We start from the raw sequence: 26,157 nt of genomic DNA, 5'->3' as shown, positions 1-26,157 counted from the left end.
TCCCTTCCGGCGCGGTTCCCGATCCGCGCCGGAAGGGTGGAACACCGTGATCGGCATCTCGGACATCGAAGCCGCCGCACAGCGGATCACCGGACACGTCGTCAGGACACCGACGGTACCGAGTCCCGGCCTCGGCGCGCTGCTCGGCGTCCCGGTCACCGCCAAGCTGGAACTGCTCCAGCGGACCGGCTCGTTCAAGGCCCGCGGGGCCACGGCGAAGCTGCTGTCGCTGAGCGGGGCGGAGCGCGCGGCGGGCGTCGTCGCGGTCAGCGGCGGCAACCACGGTGTCGCGCTCGCGGTGATGGCGGCGGCCCTCGACGTGAAGGCGACCGTGGTGATGCCGCGGACCGCGCCCGCGCGTTCCCTCGCGCTCGCCGAGGAAGCCGGGGCGTCGGTGCGGCTCACCGACGGCATGGACAGCGCCTTCCAGCTGGTGGCGCGGCTGCGGGACGAGGGGCTCACCCTGGTCCACCCGTTCGACGACCCGGTGGTGATCGCCGGACAGGGCACCGTGGGGCTGGAACTGGCCGAGGACGCCGGGGAGCTGACGGACGTCGTCGTCAGCGTCGGCGGCGGTGGTCTGATCGCCGGGGTCGCGGCGGCCCTGCGCGCGCTGCGCCCGGGGGTGCGCGTGTGGGGCGTGGAGACCGAGGGCGCGGAGGCGATGTCCGGCGCGCTGAGGGCGGGCGGTCCGGTACCGGTGCCGCTCTCCTCCCTGGTCACGACCCTGAGCGCGCCCTCGGTGGCGCAGCTGACGTACGACCATGTGTCCGCGCTCGTCGAGGACGTCCTGGTGGTCCCGGACCGGGACGCCGTGCAGGGGTGTCTGGACCTGGCCGACCACGCCAAGGTGTGGGCGGAGCCGGCCGCGGGCTGTCTGCTGCCGGCGGCCCGGCAGGTGGCGGCGCGGGCCGGTGACGGCGCCCGGATCGGGCTCGTGGTCTGCGGGGGCAACACGACACCCCGGGAACTGCACGGCTGGGCGGAGCGGTTCGGTCTGCTGTGAGGCGGCTGCCGTGCGGCGGGGCGGCGGATCCGGCACCGCACCGGCCTTCGAACGTATGAATGAAAGGCGGATGGGGGGCGTGAATTGAGGATTCGCTGAACGCACCCCCGCGCGCCCCGCGTACCTCTGGGAAAGACGCGGCAGGGGCTTCAGCGAGGGATGACCATGGTCGAGACGCACGTCTGCGCACACGAGTGGGTCGCCGGGCGGTACCGGCTGCTGGAGGTCTTCGCCCGGGAGACGAACCGCCTGTGGTGGTACGCCGAGGACACGGCGGCCGAGCAGCCCCGCCTGGTGACACAGACGGCCCTGCCGGAGCCCGTCGCCGAGGACACCGCGCGCCGCGTCACGGCCCGGGTCGTCCGCACCTCCGAGACCATGCGGCTGCTCCTGCCGGGTCAGGTCGCCGCGGTCGTCGACGCCGTGGTGGAGGCCGGCACCCTGTGGACGGTCACCGAGTGGATCGACGGCACACCGCTCGGCGAACTCCTCGCCCGGGAAGGCTCCTTCCACCCGGTGCGCGCCGCACGCACCGGCCTGGAGCTGCTCGACGTGCTGCGGGCGGCGCACGACGAGGGCATCACCCACGGGGAACTGAGTCCCGGCCAGGTCTTCGTGCGGGACGACGGACCGGTCGTCGTCACCGGGTTCGGCCTGGCCGGCGCCACCCTGGTGCCGCGGCTCACGGCGCCCTCGTACGCCTCGCCGGAGCAGGCCCGCGACGAACGTCTGGGCCCCGCCGCCGACCTGTGGGCGCTGGGAGCGCTGCTGTACACGATGGTCGAGGGCCGGCCGCCGTTCCGGGACCGCGGCCGGCCCGACGCCACGCTGAAGGCCGTCGACCGGCTGCCGCTGCGCACCCCGCTGCGCGCCGGCCCGCTCACCCGGGCCGTGCAGGGGCTGCTGCGCAAGGACCCGCGGGAGCGGCTGACCCGGCCGGTGGTCCGCGAGGCCCTGACCCGGGCACTGACCGAGGACACGGACGCGGACCACCCGACCGCGCCCGTGCCCCGGGTGCGCGGCGCGTACCGGGGCGCCGTCGCCGCCGGTCCCGGGCGCGGCCGAGGGCTCCCGGCCGTCGCCGCCGCGCTCGCCGGGACCGCCGTCGCCGCCGCGGTGCTGGCCGCGGCCGGCGTGCTGCCCGGCACGGACACCGCCGGACCGCCACGCCGGGCCACCGCCCCGGCCGGCCGGCACACCGGCGGCGCCACCCCATCCGCCACCCCGCCCGCGGCCACCCCCGCCCCGGCCCCGTCGGCCTCCCCCGCCCTGCCGGCCGGCTACCACCGGTACACCGCCCCCGAGGGCTTCTCGGTGGCGCTGCCCGACGGCTGGCGGCGGCTGGCCACCTCCCGGGGGGCGGGCCTCGCCTACCGGGTCACCTTCGGCCGCGGCGGCGACCCGACCGCCCTCGCCGTCACCTACAGCGAGCGCGTCGGCCCCGACCCGGTGGCGGTCTGGCGGGACGACGTCGAGCCCGGGCTGGCGAGGCTGCCCGGCTACCACCGCGTCGGCGCCGTCCGGGCCACGACCTACCAGGGCCGCAGGGCCGCCGACCTGGAGTGGCTGACGGGATCGGGGGACTCGCGGACGCACACCTTCGGGCGGGGCGTCCTGCTGGGCGGGGCCCGGGGCTTCTCCCTGCGCTTCACCACTCCCGCCGGGGCCTGGGGGAACGCGGCCGGCCGGCTGGCGCTGCGCACGTTCCTCGGGACGTTCCGTGCGCCGGAGGACTGACCGGGTGCCCGTGGGCCGTTTTCCGGCGGCCGAGCCGGGGACTCGCTCCCCATGGTGCAAATCGGATACACGATGATGACGGAGCAGGCCGGCCCCCGGGACCTGGTGAACCACCTCGTGCGGGCCGAGGAGGCCGGGTTCGACTTCTCGGTGACCTCGGACCACTACTTCCCGTGGCTGCGCTCGCAGGGACACGCCTCGTACGCGTGGAGTGTGCTGGGCGCCGCCGCCCAGGCCACCTCGCGGATCCCGCTGATGACCTATGTCACCTGCCCCATCCTGCGCTACCACCCGGCGATCGTGGCGCAGAAGGCGGCGACCGTGCAGCTGCTGTCCGAGGGCAGGTTCCGGCTCGGTCTCGGCGCCGGCGAGAACCTGAACGAACACGTCGTGGGCGGCGGCTGGCCGCCGGTGGACGTACGCCACGAGATGCTCGAGGAGGCCGTGCAGATCATCCGCGCGCTGTTCGAGGGCGGCCATGTGACGCATCACGGGCAGCACTACGACGTGGAGTCGGCCCGGCTGTGGGACCTGCCGGACGAGGCGCCGCCGATCGGCCTCGCCGTCTCCGGTGAACGGTCGTGCAAGCTCGCCGGGCACCTCGCCGACCTGGTCATCGCGACGGAGCCGAAGCCGGGTCTGCTGGAGGCCTTCGACCGGCACGGCGGCAGCGGCAAGCCCCGGGTCGGCCAGCTGCCCGTCTGCTACGACACCGACCGGGAGAGGGCGATCAAGCGGGCCCACTCCCAGTTCCGCTGGTTCGGCCTGGGCTGGAAGGTGAACGCCGAACTGCCGCACCCCGACTCCTTCGAGGCCGCGACCCAGTTCGTCACCGAGGACGACGTCGCCTCCTCCATCCCGTGCGGCGACGACCCGGATGCGTTCGTGGAGGCCGTACGGCCCTACGCGGAGGCCGGGTTCGGGGAGATCGCCCTGGTGCAGATCGGCGGCGACTCCCAGCCGGAGTTCATCGACTGGTCGTCGAAGACCCTGCTCCCGGCCCTGCGGGAGGCCTTCGCCTGAGGTCCGCCGGGACGCGCCGGCCGGCCGCGTCCCGCACGGTCCAGCGGAATCGGTCACACGGATGAGCATCTCGGGCGCTGCCGGGGTACTAGAGGGCTCTACGCCGATCGTCCCGGAGGCCCCCGCGTGAACTCGTTCGTGCACAAGACCCTGGTGGTGCAGCTCCTCGCGCACGGTACCGGCCGGTGTCCGGTGCTGGCCCACCTCAGCTACGACGCCGGCGACCCGTTCGCCGTGACCGCCGCGTTCGCGCACGACGGCCATGTGCTGGCCTGCTGGCGGCTGGACCGGCAGATGCTCTCCGACGGCCTGGCCGGGCCGGTCGGGGTCGGCGACGTGCGGATGCGGCCGGAGGCCACCGGCCTGTGGCACGAACTGCGGCTGGAGTTCCTCGGGGACGCGCGGGCGGACGGCGGACGGCACCACGCGGTCGTGTTCGCCTGGGCACCCGCGATCGCCTCGTTCCTGCGCGAGACCTACCGGGTCGTCCCGCCGGGGCGGGAACGCGTCGCGGTGGACGAGCTGCTGGAGGAGATCCTCTCCGCGGCTGAGTAGCCGTACTCATGCCCGCGGTCCCGGCCCGGCGCCACGATGGGCTGCCCCGATGCCCCGCAGGCAAGGAGCCCCGCCGTGACCGCAGCGCCACCCCTCCCGTTCCGCGCGCCGCGCCGCGTGCCGCCCGCCCTCTTCGCCGCCGTGGCCGCGGCGGGCCTGGCCGCGTCCGCGTGGGGCGCGCGTGACCGCACCACCTGGCTACTGGAGACGGTGTGGGTGCTCGCCGGGCTGCCCCTGGCGGTGCTGGCGTGGCGGCGCTTCTCACTGACAGGGCTGCTGTGCGGGCTGCTGACCGCGCACGCGCTGGTCCTCGCGGTCGGCGGCCACTACACCTACGCGCAGGTCCCGGCGGGTGACTGGGTGCGCGACACCTTCGGCCTGGACCGCAACCCGTACGACCGCTTCGGGCACCTGATGCAGGGCTTCGTCCCGGCCGTGCTGGTGCGAGAACTGCTCAGCCGGACCTCGCCGTTGCGCGGCAGCCGCTGGCTGGCGCCGCTCACCGTGTGCGCCTGCATGGCGTTCAGCGCATGTTTCGAACTGCTGGAGTGGCTGGCGGCGGAGATCGGCGGGCACGGCGCGGACGCCTTCCTCGCCACCCAGGGCGACGTGTGGGACACCCAGTGGGACATGTGCTGCGCGCTGATCGGAGCCGTGCTGTCCGTGCTGCTGCTCAGCCGGGTCCACGACCGTCAGCTGCGCGCGCTCTCATGACAATCCGGTGGCGCACCGGGGCTGCCGCGGGCCATCATGCGGGGCATGACCGACCGACCGGCACGATGGACCCGGGCCACCGTCTACCCCGACATGTGGGCCGACCCCGCCGACGACCCCCGCGACAACGGGGCCGGCCCGGAGGGCGAGCCGGCGACGCTGGCGCACTTCCTGGCGAACTACCGCACCACCCTGCGGATGAAGTGCGAGGACCTGGACCCGGAGCAGCTGGCCGGGCGCTCGGTCCCGCCGTCCACGATGTCACTGCTCGGCCTGATCCGGCACCTCGCCGAGGTGGAACGCGACTGGCGCAACTGGATCACCGAGGGGGACCCGCTGCCGAAGCTGTACGGCGACGGGGACGCGGACTTCGACGCAGCGGTCGCCGAACAGGCCGTGGTCGACGCCGCGTACGCCGATCTGGAACGCGAGCAGGCCGCGACCGACGCCGTAGTGGCCGGGCACCCGGATCTCGGGGAGCGGGTGGGGAGGGAGCGGATCGCGGTGCGGGAACTCCAGGTGCACAGGATCGAGGAGTACGCCCGGCACTGCGGCCACGCCGACCTGCTGCGCGAGTGCGTCGACGGACGGGTGGGCCAGTGACCGGCCGGACCGTCCCCGGTCGGCCGGGCGGGTCCTAGCCGTCCGACCGGTCCGTGTGCTTGCGGCGGGCCCACAGGGGCAGGCCGTACCAGCACACGAGGTACCAGGCGACGACACCCGAGACCAGGTACGGCACGTAGCCGTCGTGCGTGGCCACCCGCAGGATCAGCAGCAGCGACGACGTCATCGTGGCGAGCAGCAGGACCAGCCCGACGAAGGTCAGCCCGGAGGCGAGCCGCACGGCCTGCGGCTTGACCCGGCGGCCGGAGACCAGGCGGTGCAGGGAGACCGGTCCGATGAGGGCGCCGGTCGCGCAGGCGCCGAGGACGACGGTCACGATGTAGATGACCTGATCGGTGTCGGTGAGCCGCACGTACTTCGGCTGGAAGACGACGGTCAGCAGGAACCCGAACAGGATCTGCACGCCCGTCTGGGCGACGCGGACCTCCTGGATGAGTTCACCCCACTTCCGGTCCGCCCGCTCCTCCTCGGTCTCGTCGCGGCCTGTACGCCGTCCTGCCTCCGTCATGCGGTGCGTGTAACCGCACGGCCGTTCGTTCAAACGGTCCGCGCACCCGGGTCTACCAGCGGTGTTCGACCTGGTCGCTGATCCGGCGCTCGTACAGCTCCCGGATCGCGGTGAAGGTCTCCTCCGGCAGCGGCGGCAGCTTGGCCGCGGCGGCGTTGGCGCGGGCCTGGCCCGGGTTGCGCGCGCCCGGGATCACCGTGGTCACGCCGTCCTGCTCGATGATCCAGCGCAGCGCCAGCTGGGCGGGGGTGTACCCCTCGGGGGCCAGCGCGGCGAACTCGGCTGCGGCCTCCACTCCGGTGGCGTAGTCGACGCCGGAGAAGGTCTCGCCCTGGTCGAAGGCCTCGCCGTGGCGGTTGAAGGAGCGGTGGTCGTTGGCCGCGAACACCGTGTCCCGCGTGTACTTGCCGGACAGCAGCCCGGAGGCGAGGGGTACGCGCGCGATGATGCCGACGCCGGCCTCGCGGGCGGCGGGCAGCACCTCGTACAGGGGCTTCATGCGGAACGGGTTGAGGATGATCTGCACGCTCGCCACGTGGGGCCGGGCGATCGCGGTGAGCGCCTCCGCGCAGGTCTCCACGCTCACCCCGTACGCGGCGACGCGCTCCTCCTCGACCAGGGTGTCCAGGGCGTCGAAGACTGCGTCGCAGGAGTAGACCGGGGTGGGCGGGCAGTGCAGCTGGACCAGGTCGATGCGGTCGACGCCCAGATTGCGGCGCGAGCGGTCGTTCCAGGCGCGGAAGTTGTCCAGGACGTAGTTCCCGGGGATCTGCTCGACCCGGCGGCCCATCTTGGTGGCCACCAGCACGTGCAGGTCGGGGCGGCCGCGCAGGAACGAGGCGATGGTCTCCTCGCTGCGCCCGTCGCCGTACACGTCGGCCGTGTCGAAGAACGTGACCCCGGACTCGGCCGCCGCCTCCAGGACGGAGAGGGCCTCCTTGTCGTCCACGTCGCCCCAGTCGGCGCCCAGCTGCCATGTGCCGAGTCCGACCACCGATGCCCACTGACCCGACCTGCCAATCACGCGTTCGTCCATGGCGCCAGTCTGTCATCCGGCACGGCGTCGCGCGGAACGGGGCGCTCCGGCGGGAACGCCGGGCGCCGGGCCGCGCCGGCTCAGCGGCCGGGCGTCAGCTGGGCCTGTACGGCGGGCCCGTAGCGGTCGGCGACGGTGTCGGCGGCGGTCCCGCGCAGGTGCGGACCGCGGGCGATGCCGTACATCACGCCGAGGCCGACGAGCGCGGCGACGGCGAGTTCGGCGCGCAGGCCCGCGTCGGGGCCGGTGAGCCGGGCGGCGAGGCGTTCGGTCACCTGGGCGCGGAAGTTGGCGCGCAGGATGTCGCCGTGGTCGCCGTGCAGGGGGGCGAAGGCGATGCGCAGCAGCGGGTCGGCGCCGCGGTCGCGCTGGCTGGACAGCACGTGCCGGACCATGTGCCGGCCCAGGTCGTGCAGCGGGGCGTCCAGCAGGGCGTCGGCGTCGGTGTCGAAGGACATCACGCGGGCGAAGAGGGCGTCCTTGTTGCCGAAGTACTTCAGGATCAGGGGCGGGCTGACACCGGCCCGTTCGGCGACGGCCCTGAGGGTGATGTCGGCGTGGGCGTGCCGGGCCAGGAGGTGGCGGGCCGCCTTCAGGATGGCGGCCCTGGTGGCCTCGGCGTCCCGGCGTGCGGGGGCGGCCTGCCGGCCGGCCGGCGTGGTCATGCCTCTCATGCTCCCTCCATCGCCCCGTCGCGCGCGCCCCGGGTGGCCCCGCGGGCGCGCCGGCCGTCGTCGGCGGGCTCGTCGCCCGGGATGGTCAGGGCCGCCGCGCAGGCCGCGAGGGCGACGGCGCCCGCCATCGCGAAGGCGAGCAGGTAGCCGTGCAGGGTGGGGACGGGTGTCCCGCCGAGGGGGCTGGTGTGGTGGACGAGGACGGCGGCGACGGCGGCGCTGGAGACGGCCTGGCCGATGGTGCGCATGAGGACGTTGACGCCGTTGGCGGAGGCGGTCTGCGCGGCCGGGACGGCGCGCAGGATCAGGGTCGGCAGCGCCGAGTAGGCGAGTGTGGTGCCGGTCGCGACCACGGTGGCCCCCAGGATGATCATCCACAGGTCGCGGCTGTCGGCGATGCGCAGCGCGTACCCGCAGGCGATGACGGCGGCGCCCAGGGCGAGCGTGATCCGGGGACCGCGCGTGGCCGAGATGCGGGCCGACAGCGGCGAGAACAGCAGCATGGTGACGCCGCCGGGCAGGAGGCACAGTCCGGTGGCGACGATGGACAGGCCGAGGCCGTAGCCGGTGGCCTCGGGTGCCTGCACCAGCTGGGCGGTGACCAGCGAGTTGGCGTAGAACGCGAACCCGGTCAGCAGGGCCGCCACGTGGGACAGGCCCACCCGTGGCCGGGTGACCAGACGCAGGTCGACCAGCGGCCGTGCGCTGCGCAGCTGCTGCCACCACCACAGCGCGAGGACGGCGACGGCGGCCAGGAACAGCCCGAGGACCCGTTCGCTCCCCCAGCCCCAGGTGCCGCCCTGGGAGACGCCCAGCAGCAGGCAGACCAGCCCGGCGGCGAGCCCCAGCGCGCCGAGGACGTCGAAGCGGCCGGGCTCGCGCACCGGGGACTCCCGGACCGCCCACCAGGTCGCCGTGACGCCGAGCGCACCGAGCGCGCTGGTCAGCCAGAACATGGTGTGCCAGTCGGCGTACTGCACGACCAGCGCGGCGAGCGGCAGCCCGAGGGCGGCGCCGATGCCGACGGTGGAACTCATCAGCGCCACCGCCGATCCCCGGCGTTCGGGCGGCAGTTCGTCGCGCAGGATGCTGATGGACAGCGGGACGACGGAGGCGGCGGCGCCCTGGAGCGCGCGGGCGGCGATGAGCACGCGGATGTCCGAGGACAGCGCGCACAGGACCGAGCCGACGGTCATCAGGGCGAGCGCGGCGGTGAGCACCCGGCGCTTGCCGTACATGTCGCCGGCCCGGCCGAGCACGGGCGTGAGGACGGCGCCGGCGAGCAGGGTCGCGGTGACCATCCAGGAGACGGCGGCCGGTGACGATCCGGTGAGCCGGGGCAGGTCCGGCAGGAGGGGTACGACCACGGTCTGCATGACCGCCATGAGGATGCCGCCCGACGCGAGCACCGGGATGGTGAGCCGGTCGCGCAGCCGGAGCGGCGTGCCGGTGCCGGGCGGCGGGGGTATGGCGGCTGGCTGGTCCATCGGGGCTCCTGCGGGCAGCACGGACGGCGAGGTGAATAGGAATTCACCTTAACGGGTGAATGGCTGTTCACCGACGTCTCGGTCGGTCCCCGTGGGCCGTGGACCTGGCGTGCAGGGCGCGGGCGGCGCGGGGGCCGAACCAGCGCTTGAGCCTGCGGAGCGCCTCCAGCCGCCCGGCCGCCCGGTCCAGGCCGTAGTAGAGCTGCGGGGGGACGTACGGCAGCAGGGGCGAGTGGCGCTGGCCGAGGAGGGCGAACATGCGGTGCGGGGGCAGGTGGATGTAGCGCGGCAGGTTCTCGTACCACTGGGCGCTGTAGCGGGCCGCGCTCTGCACGGACAGCAGCTCGGCCCGGCGCCGGCGCTCGTAGGCGGCGAGGGCGTCGGGCAGGGCGGCGTGCTCCTTCAGGGCGCCGGCCAGGCACATGGCGTCCTCCAGGGCGAGGGTGGTGCCGGCGCCGATGGAGTAGTGCGTGGTGTGGGCGGCGTCGCCGAGCAGGACGAGGTTGCCGTGGTGCCAGGTGCGGTTGGTGAGGGTGCGGAAGGTCAGCCAGGCGGCGCCGGGGCGGGCGACTAGGGGGTGGCCGTCGAGGACGCCGGCGAAGAGCTTCTCCAGCAGCACGAGGCCCTCGGCCCGGTCCGCCCGGTCCAGGCCGAGGCCGGTGAAGGTCTCCGGGGAGCACTCGACGACGCAGGTGCTGTGGCCGTCGCCGTAGCCGTAGCCGTAGGCCCAGATCCAGCCGTGGGCGGTCTCGGTGAAGGCGAACGTGAAGGCGTCGAAGACCTTGGTGGTGCCGAGCCAGATGTAGTGGTTGCGGCCGGCGGTGGTCCGGGTGCCGAAGTGCCCGGCGTGCCGGGTGCGCAGGGCGCTGTGCACGCCGTCGGCCGCGACGACGAGGTCGGCTCCGGCGGGCGGTTCGCCGATGGCGCTCTCGAATTCCAGGCGGACGCCGAGGGCGCGGGCCCGGCCGGCGAGCAGGTCGAGCAGGCGGTGCCGGCCGATGCCGAAGCCCTCGTCCCCGTGGTGGCGGGCCGCCAGGTCCCGGACGTGGGCGACACCCTCGTTCCAGCGGACCGAGTGCTCCTCGACCGCCCGCGCCGACTCGGGGTCGTGCGCCCGGAGCTTGTCGAGGAGGCCGCCCCAGTACGTCACGCCCCAGCCGTACGTGGAGCCCTCGGGGTCGCGTTCGTGGACGGTGATGTCGTGGGACGGGTCCTGCCGTTTGAGCAGGATGGCGAGGTACAGGCCCGCGGGCCCGCCTCCGACACAGACGACCTTCACGCGCGCACCCCTGACTGTCACCGGACGTGGTCGATCGGAACCGGACGGTAGCAGCCCGGCCGACCCGCTCGATCGCGTCAGCCTGGCGTGGTGAGCCGCGCCACTCGGACGGGCGGTCCCTGGAAAGGATCATCGGGAAGCCGGGCGCCCCGGCAAGGAATTCCCCGTTCCGCAGTGGATCGGCACCGGGTCACAGCAAGATCATCTTGGTTCAACTCTGCACGACATTTGGTTAATTGTCCGGATCGCAGCCAACCCGTCCCGGGAGATTTCTTCTGTTCCCGTAACGCCCGATAGGCATGCGTCGTCACACTCCACCACTCCTGAGGAGGACCCGCATGCCCGGCATCACCCGGCGCCGTGCGCTCACCGCGGCAGCAGCCGTCGCCACGACGGCCACGGCCGCCACCCTCGTCGCGCCCGCCGCGTCCGCCGCCGGCCATCACGAGCCGGCCGCACCCGACTCCTTCGACGAGGTCTACAAGGGCCGCCGGATACAGGGCCGTCCGTCGAGCGACGGCGGACACCACCACGAACACGGCGGCGGCTACGCGGTGTTCGTCGACGGCGTGCAGCTGCACGTGATGCGCAACGCCGACGGCAGCTGGATCAGCGTCGTCAGCCACTACGCCCCGGTGCCCACCCCGCGCGCCGCCGCCCGGGCCGCGGCGGACGAGCTCCAGGGCGCCGCGCTGCTGCCGCTGCCCGCCAACTGACCTCCCCCACAAGGAACCCGGAGCACCCCGCACCATGACGGTACGCAAGAACCAGGCCGCCCTGACCGCCGACGAGAAGCGGCGGTTCGTCGCCGCCGTCCTCGAACTCAAGCGCACCGGACGCTACGACGACTTCGTCCGCACGCACAACGGGTTCATCATGGCGGACACCGACACCGGCGAGCGGACCGGCCACCGCTCGCCCTCCTTCCTGCCCTGGCACCGCAGATTCCTGCTCGACTTCGAGCAGGCCCTCCAGGCCGTGGACCCCGCGGTCGCCCTGCCGTACTGGGACTGGAGCACCGACCGCACGGTGCGCGCCTCTCTGTGGGCGCCCGACTTCCTCGGCGGCACCGGGCGCAGCACCGACGGCCGGGTGATGGACGGACCGTTCGCCGCGTCCGCCGGGAACTGGCCGGTCGACGTGCGGGTGGACGGCCGTACCTTCCTGCGCCGTTCGCTGGGCACGGCCGTGCGCGAGCTGCCGACGCGCGCCGAGGTCGAGTCGGTGCTGTCCATGGCGACGTACGACATGGCGCCCTACAACAGCGCCTCGGACGGCTTCCGCAACCACCTGGAGGGCTGGCGCGGGGTCAACCTGCACAACCGGGTCCACGTCTGGGTCGGCGGGCAGATGGGCACCGGCGTCTCCCCCAACGACCCGGTGTTCTGGCTGCACCACGCCTACATCGACAAGCTGTGGGCGGAGTGGCAGCGACGCCACCCGGGCACCGGCTACGTGCCGACGGGCGGCACACCGGACGTGGTGGATCTGAACGAGACCATGAAGCCGTGGAACACGGTGCGCCCGGCGGACCTGCTGGACCACACCGCGTTCTACACGTTCGACGCCTGATCAGGACCCGGCGGTACGGCACTCCGGGTGGCCCCAGCCCTGCGCGTTCTTGGCGATCTGCTCGCCGGCCGCATAGGACCGGCCGCACGGGCAGCGGCCGGGGAACTTGGCCTTGATGGTGCGCGCGGAGGCGGCGCCGCCCGTGCGGCGGGGCGTCTTCCGGCGCGGCGCCCCGGCCGCCACCGGGGTGTCCGGCGACGGCGGGGGTTCCGGCGAACCCAGCTCGCTGCCGGCGGGCTCCTGCACGACGGCCGCCTGGCTGGCCGCGCGGTCGGCGAAGTCGTTCAGCGGGTCGCCGTCGGCCTGGTGGGCGGGCACGTAGCGGAACTCCACGGACCGGCCGCCGAGGAGTTCGTCGATGCGGACGACCAGGTCCTGGTTGGCGACGGGCTTGCCGGCGGCGGTCTTCCAGCCGTTGCGCTTCCAGCCGGGCAGCCAGGTGGTGACGGCCTTCATCGCGTACTGCGAGTCCATGCGGATCTCCAGCGGCACGTCCGGGTCGACGGCCGAGAGCAGCCGCTCCAGCGCGGTCAGTTCGGCGACGTTGTTGGTGGCCCGGCCGAGCGGGCCCGCGGCCCAGCCGACGGGTGTCCGCTCGTCGTCGTCCGAGATCACCCACGCCCATCCGGCCGGTCCGGGGTTGCCCTTCGAAGCCCCGTCGCACGCGGCCACCACACGTTCACGCATGCACACGATCATGCCATGGCCGCGCAGGTGGCCGGACGGGGTCCGCTCAGACGTCCCTGATCTGCGGCATCGCGCCCTCGGTGGTCGTGACGTCGATCACCGAGAAGTGGGCGCCCTGGGGATCGCTGAGCGCGGCGAACCGGCCGAAGGGGCTGCTCATCGGGCCGAAGCGGACGACCGCGCCGAGCCCGGTGGCCCGGGCGACGGCCGCGTCGCAGTCGTCCACGGTGAAGTAGACGTTGATGTACGAAGGCACCTCGGGCGGGAAGTCGTCGGTCATCCGCATCCGGCCGAGGACGGTGTCCTCACCGACCTCGAACATCCGGAAATCGATCGCGTCGTCCTCGATCTCCTTCATCCGGTAGGGGAAGACGGCGGACAGGAAGGCGTCCGCCCGCTCGGGTTCCCGGGTGAAGACCTCCGCCCAGCAGTAGGCGCCCGGCGTGGCCGTCGCCTCGAAGCCCTCGTGCCTGCCGGCCTGCCACACACCGAACACGGCTCCGCTGGGCTCCCGGCCCAGGCACATCGTGCCGAGGTCACCGACCTGCATCGGTTCCATCAGGACCTCGCCGCCGTTGTGCCGGATCCGCTCCGCGGTGGCGGCGGCGTCCGGCGAGGCGAGGTACAGGCACCACTGCGGCTGGCCCTCCTGGCCGGGCATCGGCGGGACCACGGCGGCCACCGCCCTGCCGTCCGCGTAGGCCTGCGTGTAGTTGCCGTACTCCGACGCCGACTCGCCGAACGTCCAGCCGAGCACGTCGGCGTAGAACCGTTTGGCGCCCTCCATGTCACTGAACATCGCATCGGCCCAACAGGGCGTTCCCTCGGGCTGCACGGCCATGGTCGCGACCCTCCTGGTGTGGTGTGTCCCGGTTGTTCACGCTAGCCATACGGGGCCCGGGCCGCGCGCCGAGCCGGGCCGGGTCCGCCCGGCCCGGGTGGAGCCCGTCACTCCCCCGCGTACGCCTTCTCCAGCGCGGCGGCGTCCAGCTTGCCCATGGCCATCATGGCCCGGGTGGCACGCGCGGCCTTCTCCGGATCCGGGTCACCGACCATGTCGAGCAACCGGGCGTAGACCACCTGCCAGGAGACGCCGTACCGGTCCTTGAGCCAGCCGCAGGGGCCGGCCTCACCGCCGTTCTCGGTGAGCTTCGTCCAGTAGTGGTCGATCTCCCGCTGGTCGGAGCAGAGGATCTGGAACGAGACCGCCTCGGTGAACCGGAACTGCGGGCCGCCGTTGAGCGCGAGGAACCTCTGGCCGTTGGCCGTGAACTCCACGGTCAGCACGGACCCGGGCGTGCCGGGCCCCGCCTCGGTGTGGCGCACGACGCGACCGACGCCGGAGTCCTTGAAGACGGACACGTAGTGGTGCGCGGCCTCCTCCGCCTGGCCGTCGAACCAGAGACACGTGACGAAACCGTCCGTGGTCATGAGTACCTCCTGGGGCGTGGAACGCGGTCACCGGTGCAGACCGCCGCCCGCCGCGAAACTCATCGGCCGGTCCGGTCAGGCCGCCAGGCAGAGGCCCCGGTGCGACAGCTGCGTCCGGTGCGGTGCGAGGGCCGGCCGTGGGTGCGGGGCCGGACGCCGGGCGGGCGCTGCGTGGGCCGGTGCGCCGTGGATCGGTGCGCCGTGGACCAGCTCGCCGTGGACCAGCGACAGCAGGTCACCGAGTCCCAGACCGAGCGCGTGGGCCGCGGCGGCGAGGATCTCGGAGGAGGCCTCCTTGCGGCCACGCTCGACCTCGGAGAGGTACGGCAGCGAGATCCGGGCCGCGTCGGCCACCTCTTTGAGCGTGCGGCGCTGGGCCCGCCGCTCCCTGCGCAGCACCGCGCCGACCAGATCGCGCCACAGCGGCTCCCGCGGCGTGGACTCCGGCACATCCGTCGGGGCGGGCATCGGCCGCCGGGCGGCCTCCCGGGCTTCTTCGCTCACCTGGCTGCTCATCCCGTCAGCCTAGGAGCGGTACGGTCCCGGGCAAGGGCCCGGCGTTCCGCCCTGGGGGAAATGCCGTGCGGGCACGGCAGGGACCGGCTGTTTCACGCCAGTACGGCCGGACGGGTGCATGCACCGGGTCACCGCGGGTATCCGCCGGGTGAAGCGTCCCACGGACACGCATGACTCTCCGGACACCGGGTATCCGCTCGGGCACACACTCATGGACGGAGTTCGGGCACACAGAGGCCGCCAAGGCAGACGTCGCACCTGACTTTCGTGGGAGAGGGCAATGAAGACCGCCGCCGGGATCCGTTCGCAGGCAGAGGTCGCCGAGAGGGCCGAGCAGGACAGGACGGGCGAGGGACCACTGCCTGGGATCGCGGACCCGGGGTCCGTCGCCCCGCGCGACGCACGGGCGCTGTCCCGCCAGTTCTTCCGCCGGCTCGCCGAGCTGGAGGAGGGCACGCACGAGCACCAGTACGCGCGCAACACCCTCATCGAGATGAACATGTCGCTGGTGCGGTTCGCCGCCGGACGGTTCCGGGGCCGCGGCGACGACATGGACGACATCGTCCAGACCGGCATGATCGGCCTGATCAAGGCCATCGACCGGTTCGAGCTGTCCCGCGAGGTCGAGTTCACCTCCTTCGCCCTGCCGTACATCGTGGGCGAGATCAAGCGGTTCTTCCGTGACACCACCTGGGCGGTCCACGTGCCCCGCCGGCTCCAGGAACTGCGGGTGGAGCTGGCCAAGGCCCGCGAGGAACTGTCCAGCCGGCTGGACCGGGACCCGACGGTCGCCGAACTGGCCACGCTGATGAACATCTCCCCGGCCGAGGTCGTCGAGGCCCAGATCGCCTCCAACGGCTACAACTCCGCCTCCCTCGACGCCGCCCTCACCGGCGACGGCCCCGAGGGCGGCGAGGCCGTGCTCGCCGACTTCCTCGGCGTGGAGGAGGAGGGGCTGCGGCTCGTCGAGGACTTCCACGCGCTCGCCCCGCTGATGGCGGAGCTGAGCGACCGCGACCGGCAGATCCTTCACATGCGGTTCGTCGAGGAGGCAACCCAGGCGGAGATCGGCGAGCGGCTCGGCTGCTCCCAGATGCACGTCTCCCGGCTGATCAAGCGGATCATCGCCCGGCTGCGCCAGGGGATGCTCGGCGAACTCGGCTGCGCCTGACCTGCCCCTGCCCCGGAGCGGCGGCGCCCGACTTGGACGGCGCCGCCCAGGTCAGCGTACGAGTTCGAAACGGGCGCGCACGCGCTTGCCGACCGGTACGCGCTCCACGGTGACCTCCGAGGCCAGGGCGTGCACGATCTCCAGACCGTGCCGTCCGACACGCTGCGGGTCCCTGGGGTAGCGGCGGGGCAGGGCGGTGCTGCTGTCGTACACGGACACCGCGACCGCGCTGTTCGTGCCCTCCAGCTCCAGGATGTAGGGGCCGCTGCTGTGCCGGTCCGCGTTGGTCACCAGCTCGCTCACCACCAGGAGCAGCTCACCGTCGGCACGGCTGTCGGCCGGGGCACACCATTCGGTCCGCAGCTGCTGGAGGAACCGGGCGGCGAACGCGCGTGCGTCAGCGATGCATCCGGGTTCGCCGGTGTAGTGGGCCGCGCGCCGCAACGGCTCCACGGGTACGTCGAAGCCAGTCGGTATCACTGCCCCGCCCAGGTGCTCGGTCATGCTGTCTCTCTCGGAAAGCCCGGTACGGCCGGTGTCGCACCAGTCCTCGTACCCCGAGCCCGGCCCGCCAGTCCACCGTATGCGTATCCCCACCGCGCACGGCGGCCGGGGTGGGACTGTACTCCGGAAGAGGAGAACCGCGACCGCTCAGGACTGCGGAGCGTTCTGCTGGGTCTGCTGGTTCTGGTCCTGTTGATTCTGCTGGTTCTGGTCCGACTGCCCGGGCTTCTCGGGGGACGCCGGCTCGGAGCCGGCCGTGGACGGGGGCGCGGCGGAGGAGTTCTCCGCCGGTGAGGAGCCCTGTGACGGCTCCGACGACTTGCCGGACGGCGCCTCCTTGGAGGGCGACGACTTCTCCGACGACGGCTTCGAGGACGACTTGGACGTGGACGGCCGCTCGGAGGAGTCGGAGGACGACGGCTTCAGGAACTCCGACGAGGGCGGCTCGGAGGACGACGGCTTCGAGGACTCCGACGACGAGGGCTTCGAGGGCTCCGATGACTTCGGCGGCTTGGACGACGGCTTCGAGGACTCCGACGGCTTGGAAGACTCGGCCGGCTTCGACGACGAGGACGACGGAGGCTTCGAGGACGACGACGGGTGGGACGACTGGGACGACGACGGCTTCGAGGACGACGAGGACGACGACGGCGAGGTGGATCTCGGCGGGATGGTCGTGACCGAGGTCGACGGGCAGGACGTCGACGAGGAGCCCGGCTCGCCGGTCGTCCCGGGGGTCATCGAGCAGGGTGCCGACCGGGTCCACGGGTGCGGGTGTGCCGGCGGAGCGGTGTGCCGGTCGTGGCGGCCGTGCGTGTCGCCGCGGTGGCGGCGCAGCCACTCGTCGTGGTGCGGGTCGTAGATCACGAAGGTCTTGACGACCACCGGCGCCGGTGTCACCACGACGACGTTCGAGGGCCGGTACGCCGGCCAGCTGTGCCCCACCACGTCCGGGGTGCTGCGCTGGACGACCGGGGAGGCCAGCGGGTTGCCGCAGGCGCAGCGCACCCGGGGCACACCGTGCCCGTCGACCAGGACGGCGGTACCGGCCTGGAGGACGGACTGGTAGCTGGTGGCGGCGCCGTCGCGGTAGCCGTGGTTGGTCACCCAGGTGTCCGTGCGCAGCTCCACCGGGGTGAGCGAGCGCAGGTAGGCGGGGACGCCGGCGGGCCGGACGCCGACCGTCGCGGCGAACGCCCGGTTCTTGCCCTCGTCCGCCCCCAGGTACCGGATCTGCTTCTCCACGTCGCAGCTGGCCGTCCGCCGGGTGCCGCCGTACAGCCCTGCCACCCCGCCCTGCACGCCGCGGACCTGGTCGGCCACCCCGGCGGTCGCGGTGGAGGCGGACGGTGCGGGCGGAGCGGCCACCACCTGTGCGGTCGACCGGGTGAAGGGATCCTCGCCCGCGCTGCCGGCGGACTGGAGGAAGATCTTGCCGGCCTTGGCGGAGGAGCCGCCGCCGCCCGGACGGGTCAGGACCAGGGCGAGCGCCACTGCGGCCACCAGGGCGGCGGTGAGCGCTGCCACCCGGGGCACCGACTTCCACCAGGGCCTGTGCGGCTCCCCGGCGCCCGAGCCACCGGCCGGCGGCTGCGCGGGCGGCGGTCCCGAGGGGGGCCGGGAGGAACCCGACAGGGGGCCGGACGGGGGTCCTGAGGGCCGGCCGGATGACGGAGGTTCGACGCTCACGACGCCTTCTTCCCGTCGCACACGCGCGTTCTTCCCGTCGCACACGCGCGGCTTTGCCGAGGTGGATCCGCCACGATCCGGTGTGGTGCATTCGGGTGCACTTTGTTCCATTGTGTGCTGCGGTACCGCACGGCCCGCAAGCCGGCGCCGACGGCCCACCCGGGGGGCGGGGAGCACGGCGACTGCTTAGCGTGGCAAGGGTGAGCCCTCCGACCGCCCTCGCCCGGCCCGCCGCCCGCCACGGCTGGGCGCGGGCCGTGGCGGCGGTGCTGACCGGGCTGGCGGTCATGGTCCTGGTGGCGGCGCTGGGGCTGTGGGCGGCCGGTGCCTCGGGGCTGCCGGCCGGCGCGTTCCCGCGGGTGGTGGCCGCGACCCTGGTCACGGCGGTCGGCGGCAGCTTGGAGGTGTCGGGCGACGCCGGGGTGTTCGCCGAGTCGCGGGCCGGTCTCACCGTGCTGCCGCTGTCGGTGACGCTCGCCGGTGCCCTGGTGCTCGGCGACGGTTTCCTGCGCCCCCTCAGGCACCGGGCGGTGGCCTCGGCCGGGGAGCTGGCGGGCTGGGCGGCCCGGATCGCGGTGCTGTGGCTGGCGGCGCTGACCGGCCTGGCCTTCGCCGCCCGGCAGACCTTCGCCGTGGACACGGCCGGCGGCCCCCTCGGTGACCTGTCCGGCCTGCTCGACGCCGCACCGAGGGCCGGCTTCACCACGGACGTTCCGCTGACCGTGCTGTTCGGCCTGCTGTGGCTGGCCGGTGTGCTGCTGCTGGCCCTGCTGGTGGCACGCGGGGCTCCGCTGCCGGGGCGGCTGCTGCGCTTCCAGGAGTCGGTGCGTCCGGCGGCGCACGCGATGGTGGTCCTGCTGCTCGCGTGCGTCGCCCTCGGGCTCGGCACCGCACTCGTCGCGGCGGCCACGCGCGGGCACGCCCCCGCGACCTTCGCGCTGATCCTGCTCGGTCTGCCCAATGTGTCCTGGGTGGGCCTGACCGTGGGGCTCGGCGCGACCTGGGACGGCCGCGTGGACGGTCCGTTCGGTCTGCCGATGCCGCATGTCCTGGACCGGATCCTGCGCGCCCCGCACACCTCCACGCTGAACATGGGCTCGCTCACCGACTACGACGGCCGGATGTGGTGGCTGGTGGTCGCCGTCGCCGTCCTGCTGCTCGCCGTGGCCTTCCGGATGGCCGTGCGCTCGCCCGCCCGCGTCCGGCTCTGGCAGCACGCCGTGCACCTGGCCGTCGCGCTGGCCCTGACGGTCCTGATGATCTGCCTGATGTGCCGTGTCTCGGCGCACTTCGGGCTCTCCCTCCTCGGCATCGGCGACCTGGGCGGCGGCCTGTCGGGAGAGTTGTTCCTCATGCCCCGGCTGTGGCAGACGGTGGGCCTGGGCGCGCTGTGGGGCCTCCTGGCCGGCTTCCTGGGCGGCCTGCCGGCCCGCCGGGTCCACCGCGGGGGCCGCGTGGAAGGCCCCTCCCGGTCCGGCTAGACCCGGAACACCGGCGCGGCCCAGCGCGGGGGCCGCAGGACCTCGGCGGGCGGCGCGTGGCCGGGCTCGGTGCCCCCGCGGCCGATCACCGGCCCAGCGGTTCCGGGCCCGCGGGGCGCGGGTCCGGGGATCACTGGCCCGGAGACCGAGGGTCCGGAAGCCGTGGCAGCCGGGGTGACGGATCTGAGGGGCGCGGGTCCGGGAGGCACGGGCACCGCGGTCATGGCGGTGCGCAGGGCTGCGACGAAGTCGCGGCAGGTCTCGTAGCGGGCGTCCGGGCTCTTGGCCAGGGCTCTGGCGAAGACGGGGTCGACGGCCGGGGCGGTACCGGGACGGGTCTCGCTCGGTGGGGGCGGCTCGTCGTACTGGTGGGCCCACAGCAGAGCCATGTCGTCCTCGCGCTGGAACGGCGGGCGGCCGGTGAGGACCTCGTAGACGACGCAGGCGAGGCCGTAGACGTCGCAGCGGCCGTCGACCGGGCGCCCGGAGATCTGCTCGGGGGAGACGTAGTCGAGGGTGCCGACGAACTGGCCGACACTGGTGAAGCCGGTCAGGGACAGGGACTTCTTGGTCAGCCCGAAGTCGGTGAGGTACACGTGCTCGGGGTGGTCGCTGTCGGTGCCCTGGGCGACCAGGATGTTGCCGGGTTTCACGTCGCGGTGGACCAGTCCGTGCCCGTGGGCGGCGTCGAGTGCGGAGGCGACCTGGGCGGTGATCCGTACGGTGTCCGGCAGGGACAGCGGTCCACGCTCGTCGAGGAGATGGCGCAGGTCGCTGCCGGGGACGTAGCGCATGGCGATGTAGAGCACCCCGTCGGTCTCGCCCGCCTCGAAGACCGGCACGATGTGCGGATGGTCGATCGCGGCGGCCACCTGGGACTCGTGGGTGAACCGCTTGCGGAAGGTGTCGTTGCGGGCCAGTTCCGGGGCGAGCAGCTTGAGGGCGACCGTGCGGTCCAGGCGCAGGTCGCGGGCGCGGTAGACGACGGCCATGCCACCGCGGCCGATCTCGCTCTCGATCAGGTAGCCCGCCACCCTGCGGCCGATCAGTTCCGAGGGGCGGCCGGAGAACAGGCTGCTCCGGTTCGCCATCAGCGCTCACCTTCGGGCGCGACCAGCCGGGTCGGCGCGTGCCCGGTGTCGTCCGCGCCGGTCACCGCCCGGTCGGTGGCGTAGGTGTTCAGCAGCCGTCCGTCGCCGTACACCCACCGCCCCTCCTGCGGGTCGTACAGCCACATGGACTCGCCGTCGACGACGATCCCGATCCGCAGGCCCTCGGTGCGGTCACCGAAGGCTTCGCCGTCCAGACCGCCCGCCGCCAGCGCCTCCACGGCGGCCCGGTAGTCGCCCAGCGCCTGTTCGGCGCGGGCCAGCAGGGGCCGTGGATCGGCGGTGCCGCCGGGGCCGCCGGCCGCGGGAGGGTCCTCGGGTACGGCGACCAGCCGGCGGCCGTCGACCCAGGCGCCCCAGCCGTTGGCGCAGCGGATGTACCCCCAGTCGCCGCGCCGTTCCACGAGCTGCACCGGCAGCAGCGGGTCCAGCGGCATGGTGGGCCGGGCCGGGTCCGGGGCCTCCCAGGCGGGCAGGCCGCGTGGGGGGATGACGTGCGTGGGCCGGAATCCGGGCGGGGGCGGGGTCATCGGGGGGTGCACCTACTTCCGCATCACGGCCGGCTCCTGCCGGCGCAGCAGCCGGGCGACCGCGAACCCGCAGAGCGCGGACAGCACCAGGAGCATGCCCAGGTCGAGCAGCCAGCTGCCCGGGGCGTGCCGGAACAGGGGGTCGCCGGCCTGGACGGCGGGCATGATCCGGGCCGGCCCGAGGGTGCCGGCCATGGCGCCGAACGCCCAGCGGGAGGGGACGAGCCAGGACAGCTGGCCGAGACCTGGCGTGCCGTTCAGGTGGAGGAGGGCACCGCAGAAGACGACCTGGACGATGGCGAGCAGCACCAGCAGCGGCATGGTCACCTCCTCCTTGGGCACCAGCGCGGAGACGACCAGACCCAGCATCATGGCCGTGAACGCCAGCAGGGCGACGGCGAGGGTGATCTCGGCGAGGGGCGGCAGCAGTACACCCGTGCCGCCGGGAGGGTCCAGGCCGATGCCGAGCAGGGCGACCAGGGTAAGTACGACGGCCTGGGCGACCGTGACCGTGCCGAGCACCACCACCTTGGACAGCAGGTAGGCGGATCCGGACAGGCCGACGGCGCGTTCCCGCCGGTAGACGACACGTTCCTTGACCAGTTCGCGCACCGCGTTGGCGGCGCCGGTGAGCACGGCGCCGACGCACAGGATGAGCAGCACGTTGGTGGCGGTCCTCCCGGTGAGCGCGCCTTCGCTCAGGGCGCGGGCCATGGCGCCCATCACGAACGGCAGGGCGATCATGACGAACAGGAAGGTGCGGTCGGCGCTCAGGACGGCCGTGTACCGGCGGACGAGGGTGCCGAGCTGGGCGCTCCGGCTGCGCGGGCGGGGCGGCGGCGCCGGGGTGAGGGGGGCCGGGCCGGGGTGGTGGGGCTGGGCGGTGGCCTCGGTGACGTATCGGCGGTGGAGCGGCGACTCGCGGTACTCCCTGGCCCAGTCCCGGTCGGCGTCGCGGTCGAACGCCTCGAAGGCGTCGGGCCACTGGTCGGTGCCGAAGAAGGCGAGGGTGTCGCCGGGCGGCCCGTAGTAGGCCACTCTGCCGCCGGGAGCGAGGACGAGGAGCCGGTCGCAGACGTCGAGGCTGAGGACGCTGTGGGTGACCACGATGACCGTGCGGCCGTCGTCGGCGAGGTCGCGCAGCATGTGCATCACCGAGCGGTCCATGCCGGGGTCCAGGCCCGAGGTCGGCTCGTCCAGGAAGAGCAGGGACGGCTTGGTGAGCAGTTCCAGGGCCACACTGACGCGTTTGCGCTGCCCGCCCGAGAGGCTGTGCACGGGCTGGCCGGCGCGCTGCTCCAGGCCCAGTTCCCGCATGACCTCGTCCACCCGGGCGCGCCGCTCGCTCCGGGCGGTGTCCTCGGGGAAGCGCAGCTCGGCGGCGTAACCGAGGGCGGCGCGGACGGTGAGCTGGGGGTGCAGGATGTCGTCCTGCGGGACTAGGCCGATGCGCTGGCGCAGTTCCGCGTAGTCGCGGTACAGGTCGCGGCCGTCGTACAGGACGGTGCCGCGGTCCGCGGGGCGCTGCCCGGTCAGGGCGCCCAGCAGCGTGGACTTGCCGGCCCCGCTCGGTCCGACGACGGCGAGCAGGCACTTCTCCCCCACCGGGAAGGACACGTTGTCCAGCAGGACCTTGCGGCCGCGGTCGACGGTGACGGTGAGGTCCTGCACGTCGAGGGAGACCTCGCCGGTGTCCACGTACTCCTGGAGTTCGCCGCCGACCAGGGAGAACGCGGAGTGGCCGATGCCGATGATGTCGCCGTCAACGACGGGGGCGCGGGTGACGCGCCGGCCGTTGAGGTAGGTGCCGTTGTGGCTGCCGAGGTCGGCGATCTCGTACGTGCCGTCCGCGAGGGCGCGCAGTTCGGCGTGCCGGCGGGAGACGATCAGGTCGTGCACGACCTGGTCGTTGTCGGGGGCCCGGCCGATGCGGATGGTGCGCTCCGACAGCGGGCGGACGCCGGCGGGCCGGCGGAAGGTGCCGGTCAGCTCGGGCAGGGACACCGCCGAGGGGCGGTCCGGGGCGGGTTCTCGGGGGCGGACCAGGTGGACCCGGGGGCCGTCGGCGGGGTTGCCGAAGCGGATCTCGTCGCCGGGCCGGATCCCGCACTCCTGGACCCGGTGGCCGTCGGCGTAGGTGCCGTTCGTGCTGTGCTCGTCGGCGAGGGTCCAGTGGCCGTCGTCGGCCCGCAGGACGGCGTGGTGCCATGAGACCCGGGCATCGTCGAGGACGATGTCGCTCAACGGGTCGCGTCCGACGTGGTAGTCGTGGCCCGGGCTCATCACCGTGGAGCCGGTGTCGGTCTCCAGGACGATGTCGGGCGCCGTCGGACCGACCGGCCGCTCCGCCATGACCCGAATTCTACCGATCCACCCACGTGAGCGCCCCCCCGGCACGGTGGGTCCGGGGGCCGCGGACACGTGTCAGGCGACGGGCAGGACGAGTCCCGGGCCGGCGCGCTGCATCCGCAGGGCGTCGACGGATTCGGCGAGCAGTTCGTACTCCGTGGTGTCGTCGCTCGCGGCGATCCGGACCAGCCGGCCGTCCGCCAGTTCGTCGGCGGCCCGCTCCTGCCGGGCGTCGTCGGCGCACCAGGACCGCAGCAGGGCCGGGACGTCGGCCACCGTGGCCGCGACCGGCACCAGCGCGCCCGCGGGGAAGGCGGGGTCCTGCGGGTCCGGGTCGAGCCGCTCGGCGATCCAGGACGCCCGGTCCCGCAGCCACCACAGCGCCAACGCGAGCGTCGGCGCCCGATAGGTGCCGAGCGGTACGCCGATGCGCCGCCCGTCACAGACGCCGTACGCCGTGACATGGCACAGGAACTCGTCGTGCACGTCTCACTCCCCGGTCGCCTCGCTGACTGCCGGTCAGGCCTCTCGCTCCCCGTGCGGCTCCCTGTGCGGTGAAGTGCCCCCTGACCTTCGAGTATCGCCACTCCCAAAACACTGTCACCATGGCTTTCCAGCCAGTCTGTTGGCATATTCACCGCCCGTTCTGGCCGGTATTGACCGGGCTGTACGGCGGCGGCGGGATGACCCCGGAGGTAATCGACCCCTCCCCCGGATCCGCGGCATGGTGGTCACACCGGATCGGCGAACCCCGCATCCGGGACCTGACCAGCACAGACGACTCCGATGGAGGAAGTTTCGCCATGGCCGTGCACACCGACCGTCACGAGAACGCCGCCGCCCGTTACTTCGAGGCCTGGAACGCCACCGGGCCGGAGGCCGTCGGGAAGGCCGTCGCCGCCGCGTGGGCCGTGGACGGCGCCTACACCGACCCTCTCGCCGATGTCCGCGGGCACGAGCAGATCGCGGCCGTGATCACGGCGGCCCACGCGCAGTTCCCCGGCTACGTGTTCCGCCCGCTCGGACCGGTCGACGGCCACCACGACACCGCGCGCTTCGCCTGGGAGCTGGTGAACGAGGCCGACGGCTCGGCGCCGGTGGCCGGGTTCGACGTGGTCACCCTGGACGACGAGGGCCGCATCCGGCAGGTCCTGGGGTTCCTGGACCGGGTGCCGGCGGCGGCCTGACGGCACCGGCGCACGGAAACGGCCCGCACCGGGGGGCCGGTGCGGGCCGTCGTGCGGGCCGGCACGCGGTGGGCGCGGGCCGCGTACGGCGGACCGCGGGCCGGGCGGGGCCGCCGGGAAGGTGAACGGCGGCGCCTGCGCCCGAGCGGTTCGGCCGTCGCCGCGGCCCTCCCCCGGGCTCGCCGCGGCCGCGGTACAACCTCGCCAGGGCCGCGCTACGGCCGCGCTACGGCCGGACGATCGCGTCGATCCGCGCCAGTTCCTCCGCGTCGAAGTCCAGGTTCCGGATGGCACCCACGCTGTCCTCCAGCTGCCGCGGGCTGCTCGCGCCGACCAGCGCGGAGGTGACCCGGCCGCCGCGCAGCACCCAGGCCAGGGCCAGCTGGGCCAGGGTCTGCCCGCGGGAGGTGGCGATCGCGTCCAGCGCGCGCAGCCGGGCGACGAGGTCCTCGGTGACCGCCTCGGAGTTCAGGAAGGGGCTGTCGCTCGCGGCCCGGGAGTCCTCGGGGATGCCGTCGAGGTAGCGGCCGGTGAGCAGGCCCTGCTCCAGCGGAGAGTACGCGATGGAGCCGGCCCGGATCTCGTCCAGGGCGTCGAGCAGGCCCTCGTCCTCCGGGCGCCGGTCGAGCATCGAGTAGCGCGGCTGGTGGATGAGGAGCGGGGTGCCGAGACCGGCCAGGATGCGGGCGGCCTCGCGGGTCTGCTCGGCGGAGTAGTTGGAGATGCCGACGTAGAGCGCCTTGCCCTGCTGCACCGCCGTGTGCAGAGCGCCCATCGTCTCCTCCAGCGGAGTGTCCGGGTCGGGGCGGTGCGAGTAGAAGATGTCGACGTGGTCCAGGCCCAGGCGGGTCAGGCTCTGGTCCAGCGAGGACAGCACGTACTTGCGCGAGCCCCACTCGCCGTACGGGCCGGGCCACATCAGATAGCCGGCCTTGGTGGAGATCACCAGCTCGTCGCGGTACGGCGCGAAGTCCGCCCTGAGGGCCTCGCCGAGCGCGGACTCGGCGGCGCCGGGCGGCGGACCGTAGTTGTTGGCCAGGTCGAAGTGGGTGACGCCGAGGTCGAAGGCGCGGCGCAGGATGGCGCGCTGGGTCTCGACGGGACGGTCGGGCCCGAAGTTGTGCCACAGGCCGAGCGACAGCGCGGGAAGCTTCAGGCCGCTGCGTCCGGTGCGCCGGTAGGGCATGTCGGCGTAACGGTCGGGGTGTGCGGTGTACAACGCGACTCCAGAGGGGTTGGCACACGATCTACCGCCTCCCACTCTTCCCCGGGCCCCGGGCAGCGGTCC

26 protein-coding genes and 1 pseudogene are annotated in these 26,157 nt (G+C 73.6%); 11 read left to right on the top strand and 16 right to left on the bottom strand.

The genetic code is table 11. The annotated features are described in order from the left end of the window. Positions 1-46: 46 nt before the first annotated feature. The 6 genes from ABZ117_RS12025 (at position 47) to ABZ117_RS12000 (ending at position 5,638) form a co-directional block, all read left to right on the top strand. Complete coding sequence (locus ABZ117_RS12025; RefSeq protein ID WP_356819781.1) at positions 47-1,006, top strand: threonine/serine dehydratase; 960 nt, start codon at positions 47-49, stop codon at positions 1,004-1,006. Positions 1,007-1,165: 159 nt separating this feature from the next. Continuing rightward, positions 1,166-2,743 carry a serine/threonine-protein kinase gene (locus tag ABZ117_RS12020; RefSeq protein WP_356819780.1) on the top strand — a complete coding sequence of 526 codons (1,578 nt, stop codon included), beginning with the start codon at positions 1,166-1,168 and terminating at the stop codon, positions 2,741-2,743. Positions 2,744-2,794: 51 nt separating this feature from the next. Continuing rightward, positions 2,795-3,766: an LLM class F420-dependent oxidoreductase gene (locus ABZ117_RS12015; protein WP_356819778.1), complete on the top strand. Its 972-nt coding sequence runs from the start codon at positions 2,795-2,797 to the stop codon at positions 3,764-3,766. A gap of 126 nt (positions 3,767-3,892) precedes the next feature. After that, a complete protein-coding gene (locus ABZ117_RS12010; protein WP_356819776.1) occupies positions 3,893-4,321 on the top strand; it encodes an SsgA family sporulation/cell division regulator in 429 nt (142 codons plus the stop codon). 117 nt (positions 4,322-4,438) lie between these two features. Further along, positions 4,439-5,035 (top strand): DUF2238 domain-containing protein, encoded by a 597-nt coding sequence (locus ABZ117_RS12005; RefSeq protein ID WP_356819868.1) that lies wholly within the window; start codon positions 4,439-4,441, stop codon positions 5,033-5,035. A gap of 36 nt (positions 5,036-5,071) precedes the next feature. After that, complete coding sequence (locus ABZ117_RS12000; protein WP_356819774.1) at positions 5,072-5,638, top strand: DinB family protein; 567 nt, start codon at positions 5,072-5,074, stop codon at positions 5,636-5,638. A 34-nt stretch (positions 5,639-5,672) separates the two neighbouring features. Here the strand turns inward: ABZ117_RS12000 and ABZ117_RS11995 are convergent, their stop codons facing one another. From ABZ117_RS11995 to ABZ117_RS11975, 5 genes are all read right to left on the bottom strand, one after another. Beyond that, positions 5,673-6,167: a DUF6328 family protein gene (locus ABZ117_RS11995; RefSeq protein ID WP_356819772.1), complete on the bottom strand. Its 495-nt coding sequence runs from the start codon at positions 6,165-6,167 to the stop codon at positions 5,673-5,675. 52 nt (positions 6,168-6,219) lie between these two features. Then, a complete protein-coding gene (locus tag ABZ117_RS11990) occupies positions 6,220-7,203 on the bottom strand; it encodes an aldo/keto reductase (RefSeq protein ID WP_356819770.1) in 984 nt (327 codons plus the stop codon). An 80-nt stretch (positions 7,204-7,283) separates the two neighbouring features. After that, entirely contained in the window at positions 7,284-7,877 is a 594-nt protein-coding gene (locus tag ABZ117_RS11985) for a TetR family transcriptional regulator (protein WP_356819769.1), read from the bottom strand. Beyond that, the gene (locus tag ABZ117_RS11980; protein ID WP_356819767.1) at positions 7,874-9,364 is read right to left on the bottom strand and encodes an MFS transporter; all 1,491 of its coding nucleotides are present in this window, start codon (positions 9,362-9,364) and stop codon (positions 7,874-7,876) included. The genes ABZ117_RS11985 and ABZ117_RS11980 overlap by 4 nt, the downstream gene beginning before the upstream one ends. Positions 9,365-9,431: 67 nt before the next feature. Beyond that, a complete protein-coding gene (locus ABZ117_RS11975; protein ID WP_356819765.1) occupies positions 9,432-10,643 on the bottom strand; it encodes an FAD-dependent monooxygenase in 1,212 nt (403 codons plus the stop codon). A gap of 338 nt (positions 10,644-10,981) precedes the next feature. Between ABZ117_RS11975 and ABZ117_RS11970 the strand changes: the two genes are divergently transcribed. Both ABZ117_RS11970 and ABZ117_RS11965 read left to right on the top strand, forming a co-directional pair. After that, positions 10,982-11,359 carry a tyrosinase cofactor gene (locus ABZ117_RS11970; RefSeq protein ID WP_356819763.1) on the top strand — a complete coding sequence of 126 codons (378 nt, stop codon included), beginning with the start codon at positions 10,982-10,984 and terminating at the stop codon, positions 11,357-11,359. Between the two features lie 34 nt (positions 11,360-11,393). After that, complete coding sequence (locus ABZ117_RS11965; protein ID WP_356819761.1) at positions 11,394-12,215, top strand: tyrosinase family protein; 822 nt, start codon at positions 11,394-11,396, stop codon at positions 12,213-12,215. On the opposite strand, the gene ABZ117_RS11960 is transcribed toward ABZ117_RS11965, so the two are convergent. The 4 genes from ABZ117_RS11960 to ABZ117_RS11945 all read right to left on the bottom strand — a co-directional run bounded on the left by ABZ117_RS11960 (position 12,216) and on the right by ABZ117_RS11945 (position 14,801). Beyond that, a complete protein-coding gene (locus tag ABZ117_RS11960) occupies positions 12,216-12,914 on the bottom strand; it encodes a ribonuclease H (RefSeq protein ID WP_356819759.1) in 699 nt (232 codons plus the stop codon). A gap of 34 nt (positions 12,915-12,948) precedes the next feature. Continuing rightward, the gene (locus ABZ117_RS11955) at positions 12,949-13,743 is read right to left on the bottom strand and encodes a VOC family protein (RefSeq protein ID WP_356819757.1); all 795 of its coding nucleotides are present in this window, start codon (positions 13,741-13,743) and stop codon (positions 12,949-12,951) included. A 107-nt stretch (positions 13,744-13,850) separates the two neighbouring features. Then, positions 13,851-14,333 (bottom strand): VOC family protein, encoded by a 483-nt coding sequence (locus ABZ117_RS11950; RefSeq protein ID WP_356819755.1) that lies wholly within the window; start codon positions 14,331-14,333, stop codon positions 13,851-13,853. A gap of 75 nt (positions 14,334-14,408) precedes the next feature. After that, positions 14,409-14,801 carry a helix-turn-helix transcriptional regulator gene (locus ABZ117_RS11945; RefSeq protein WP_356819866.1) on the bottom strand — a complete coding sequence of 131 codons (393 nt, stop codon included), beginning with the start codon at positions 14,799-14,801 and terminating at the stop codon, positions 14,409-14,411. A gap of 328 nt (positions 14,802-15,129) precedes the next feature. Here ABZ117_RS11945 and ABZ117_RS11940 point away from each other — a divergent pair, with 328 nt between their 5' ends. Next, complete coding sequence (locus ABZ117_RS11940; RefSeq protein WP_356819753.1) at positions 15,130-16,020, top strand: RNA polymerase sigma factor SigF; 891 nt, start codon at positions 15,130-15,132, stop codon at positions 16,018-16,020. A gap of 51 nt (positions 16,021-16,071) precedes the next feature. Here the strand turns inward: ABZ117_RS11940 and ABZ117_RS11935 are convergent, their stop codons facing one another. Together ABZ117_RS11935 and ABZ117_RS11930 are read right to left on the bottom strand one after the other, a co-directional pair. Beyond that, positions 16,072-16,524, bottom strand: coding sequence for an ATP-binding protein (locus tag ABZ117_RS11935; RefSeq protein WP_356819751.1), 453 nt, complete (start codon positions 16,522-16,524; stop codon positions 16,072-16,074). Between the two features lie 477 nt (positions 16,525-17,001). Further along, a pseudogene (locus ABZ117_RS11930) lies at positions 17,002-18,213 on the bottom strand (DUF6777 domain-containing protein); the annotation flags it as partial. 200 nt (positions 18,214-18,413) lie between these two features. Between ABZ117_RS11930 and ABZ117_RS11925 the strand changes: the two are divergent. Further along, positions 18,414-19,694: a streptophobe family protein gene (locus ABZ117_RS11925; RefSeq protein WP_356819749.1), complete on the top strand. Its 1,281-nt coding sequence runs from the start codon at positions 18,414-18,416 to the stop codon at positions 19,692-19,694. On the opposite strand, the gene ABZ117_RS11920 is transcribed toward ABZ117_RS11925, so the two are convergent. The 4 genes from ABZ117_RS11920 to ABZ117_RS11905 form a co-directional block, all read right to left on the bottom strand. Next, positions 19,691-20,785, bottom strand: coding sequence for a serine/threonine-protein kinase (locus ABZ117_RS11920; protein WP_356819747.1), 1,095 nt, complete (start codon positions 20,783-20,785; stop codon positions 19,691-19,693). The genes ABZ117_RS11925 and ABZ117_RS11920 overlap by 4 nt on opposite strands. Next, a complete protein-coding gene (locus ABZ117_RS11915) occupies positions 20,785-21,333 on the bottom strand; it encodes a hypothetical protein (RefSeq protein ID WP_356819745.1) in 549 nt (182 codons plus the stop codon). The genes ABZ117_RS11920 and ABZ117_RS11915 overlap by 1 nt, the downstream gene beginning before the upstream one ends. Before the next feature lie 12 nt (positions 21,334-21,345). Next, the gene (locus ABZ117_RS11910) at positions 21,346-23,685 is read right to left on the bottom strand and encodes an FHA domain-containing protein (RefSeq protein ID WP_356819743.1); all 2,340 of its coding nucleotides are present in this window, start codon (positions 23,683-23,685) and stop codon (positions 21,346-21,348) included. 72 nt (positions 23,686-23,757) lie between these two features. Beyond that, the gene (locus ABZ117_RS11905) at positions 23,758-24,168 is read right to left on the bottom strand and encodes a hypothetical protein (protein ID WP_356819741.1); all 411 of its coding nucleotides are present in this window, start codon (positions 24,166-24,168) and stop codon (positions 23,758-23,760) included. Between the two features lie 317 nt (positions 24,169-24,485). On the opposite strand from ABZ117_RS11905, the gene ABZ117_RS11900 reads away from it, so the two are divergent. Further along, positions 24,486-24,869, top strand: a complete 384-nt coding sequence (locus ABZ117_RS11900) for a nuclear transport factor 2 family protein (RefSeq protein WP_356819740.1) — start codon at positions 24,486-24,488, stop codon at positions 24,867-24,869. A gap of 226 nt (positions 24,870-25,095) precedes the next feature. On the opposite strand, the gene mgrA is transcribed toward ABZ117_RS11900, so the two are convergent. Beyond that, on the bottom strand, positions 25,096-26,088 hold the full coding sequence (gene mgrA, locus ABZ117_RS11895; protein WP_356819738.1) for an L-glyceraldehyde 3-phosphate reductase: 993 nt from the start codon (positions 26,086-26,088) through the stop codon (positions 25,096-25,098). Between the last annotated feature and the right edge of the window lie 69 nt (positions 26,089-26,157).

Origin of the sequence: Streptomyces sp. NPDC006309 (genome assembly GCF_040613095.1) — a bacterium.
Taxonomy (GTDB): Bacteria; Actinomycetota; Actinomycetes; order Streptomycetales; family Streptomycetaceae; genus Streptomyces.
The sequence above is the reverse complement of the archived record's forward strand: the minus strand, read 5'-3'. Positions and strand labels throughout refer to the sequence as shown.

Excerpts from the sequence above, each read along its gene's own strand:
- ABZ117_RS11935 (WP_356819751.1), bottom strand. The coding sequence starts at position 16,524 with ATGACCGAGCACCTGGGCGGGGCAGTGATACCGACTGGCTTCGACGTA.
- ABZ117_RS11945 (WP_356819866.1), bottom strand. The coding sequence starts at position 14,801 with ATGCCCGCCCCGACGGATGTGCCGGAGTCCACGCCGCGGGAGCCGCTG.
- ABZ117_RS11950 (WP_356819755.1), bottom strand. The coding sequence starts at position 14,333 with ATGACCACGGACGGTTTCGTCACGTGTCTCTGGTTCGACGGCCAGGCG.
- ABZ117_RS11955 (WP_356819757.1), bottom strand. The coding sequence starts at position 13,743 with ATGGCCGTGCAGCCCGAGGGAACGCCCTGTTGGGCCGATGCGATGTTC.
- ABZ117_RS11990 (WP_356819770.1), bottom strand. The coding sequence starts at position 7,203 with ATGGACGAACGCGTGATTGGCAGGTCGGGTCAGTGGGCATCGGTGGTC.
- ABZ117_RS12015 (WP_356819778.1), top strand. The coding sequence starts at position 2,795 with ATGGTGCAAATCGGATACACGATGATGACGGAGCAGGCCGGCCCCCGG.
- ABZ117_RS12000 (WP_356819774.1), top strand. The coding sequence starts at position 5,072 with ATGCGGGGCATGACCGACCGACCGGCACGATGGACCCGGGCCACCGTC.
- ABZ117_RS11900 (WP_356819740.1), top strand. The coding sequence starts at position 24,486 with ATGGCCGTGCACACCGACCGTCACGAGAACGCCGCCGCCCGTTACTTC.
- ABZ117_RS11985 (WP_356819769.1), bottom strand. The coding sequence starts at position 7,877 with ATGAGAGGCATGACCACGCCGGCCGGCCGGCAGGCCGCCCCCGCACGC.
- ABZ117_RS11915 (WP_356819745.1), bottom strand. The coding sequence starts at position 21,333 with ATGACCCCGCCCCCGCCCGGATTCCGGCCCACGCACGTCATCCCCCCA.
- ABZ117_RS11910 (WP_356819743.1), bottom strand. The coding sequence starts at position 23,685 with ATGGCGGAGCGGCCGGTCGGTCCGACGGCGCCCGACATCGTCCTGGAG.
- ABZ117_RS11960 (WP_356819759.1), bottom strand. The coding sequence starts at position 12,914 with ATGATCGTGTGCATGCGTGAACGTGTGGTGGCCGCGTGCGACGGGGCT.
- ABZ117_RS12020 (WP_356819780.1), top strand. The coding sequence starts at position 1,166 with ATGACCATGGTCGAGACGCACGTCTGCGCACACGAGTGGGTCGCCGGG.
- ABZ117_RS11970 (WP_356819763.1), top strand. The coding sequence starts at position 10,982 with ATGCCCGGCATCACCCGGCGCCGTGCGCTCACCGCGGCAGCAGCCGTC.
- ABZ117_RS11940 (WP_356819753.1), top strand. The coding sequence starts at position 15,130 with ATGAAGACCGCCGCCGGGATCCGTTCGCAGGCAGAGGTCGCCGAGAGG.
- ABZ117_RS11965 (WP_356819761.1), top strand. The coding sequence starts at position 11,394 with ATGACGGTACGCAAGAACCAGGCCGCCCTGACCGCCGACGAGAAGCGG.
- ABZ117_RS11995 (WP_356819772.1), bottom strand. The coding sequence starts at position 6,167 with ATGACGGAGGCAGGACGGCGTACAGGCCGCGACGAGACCGAGGAGGAG.
- ABZ117_RS11980 (WP_356819767.1), bottom strand. The coding sequence starts at position 9,364 with ATGGACCAGCCAGCCGCCATACCCCCGCCGCCCGGCACCGGCACGCCG.
- ABZ117_RS11920 (WP_356819747.1), bottom strand. The coding sequence starts at position 20,785 with ATGGCGAACCGGAGCAGCCTGTTCTCCGGCCGCCCCTCGGAACTGATC.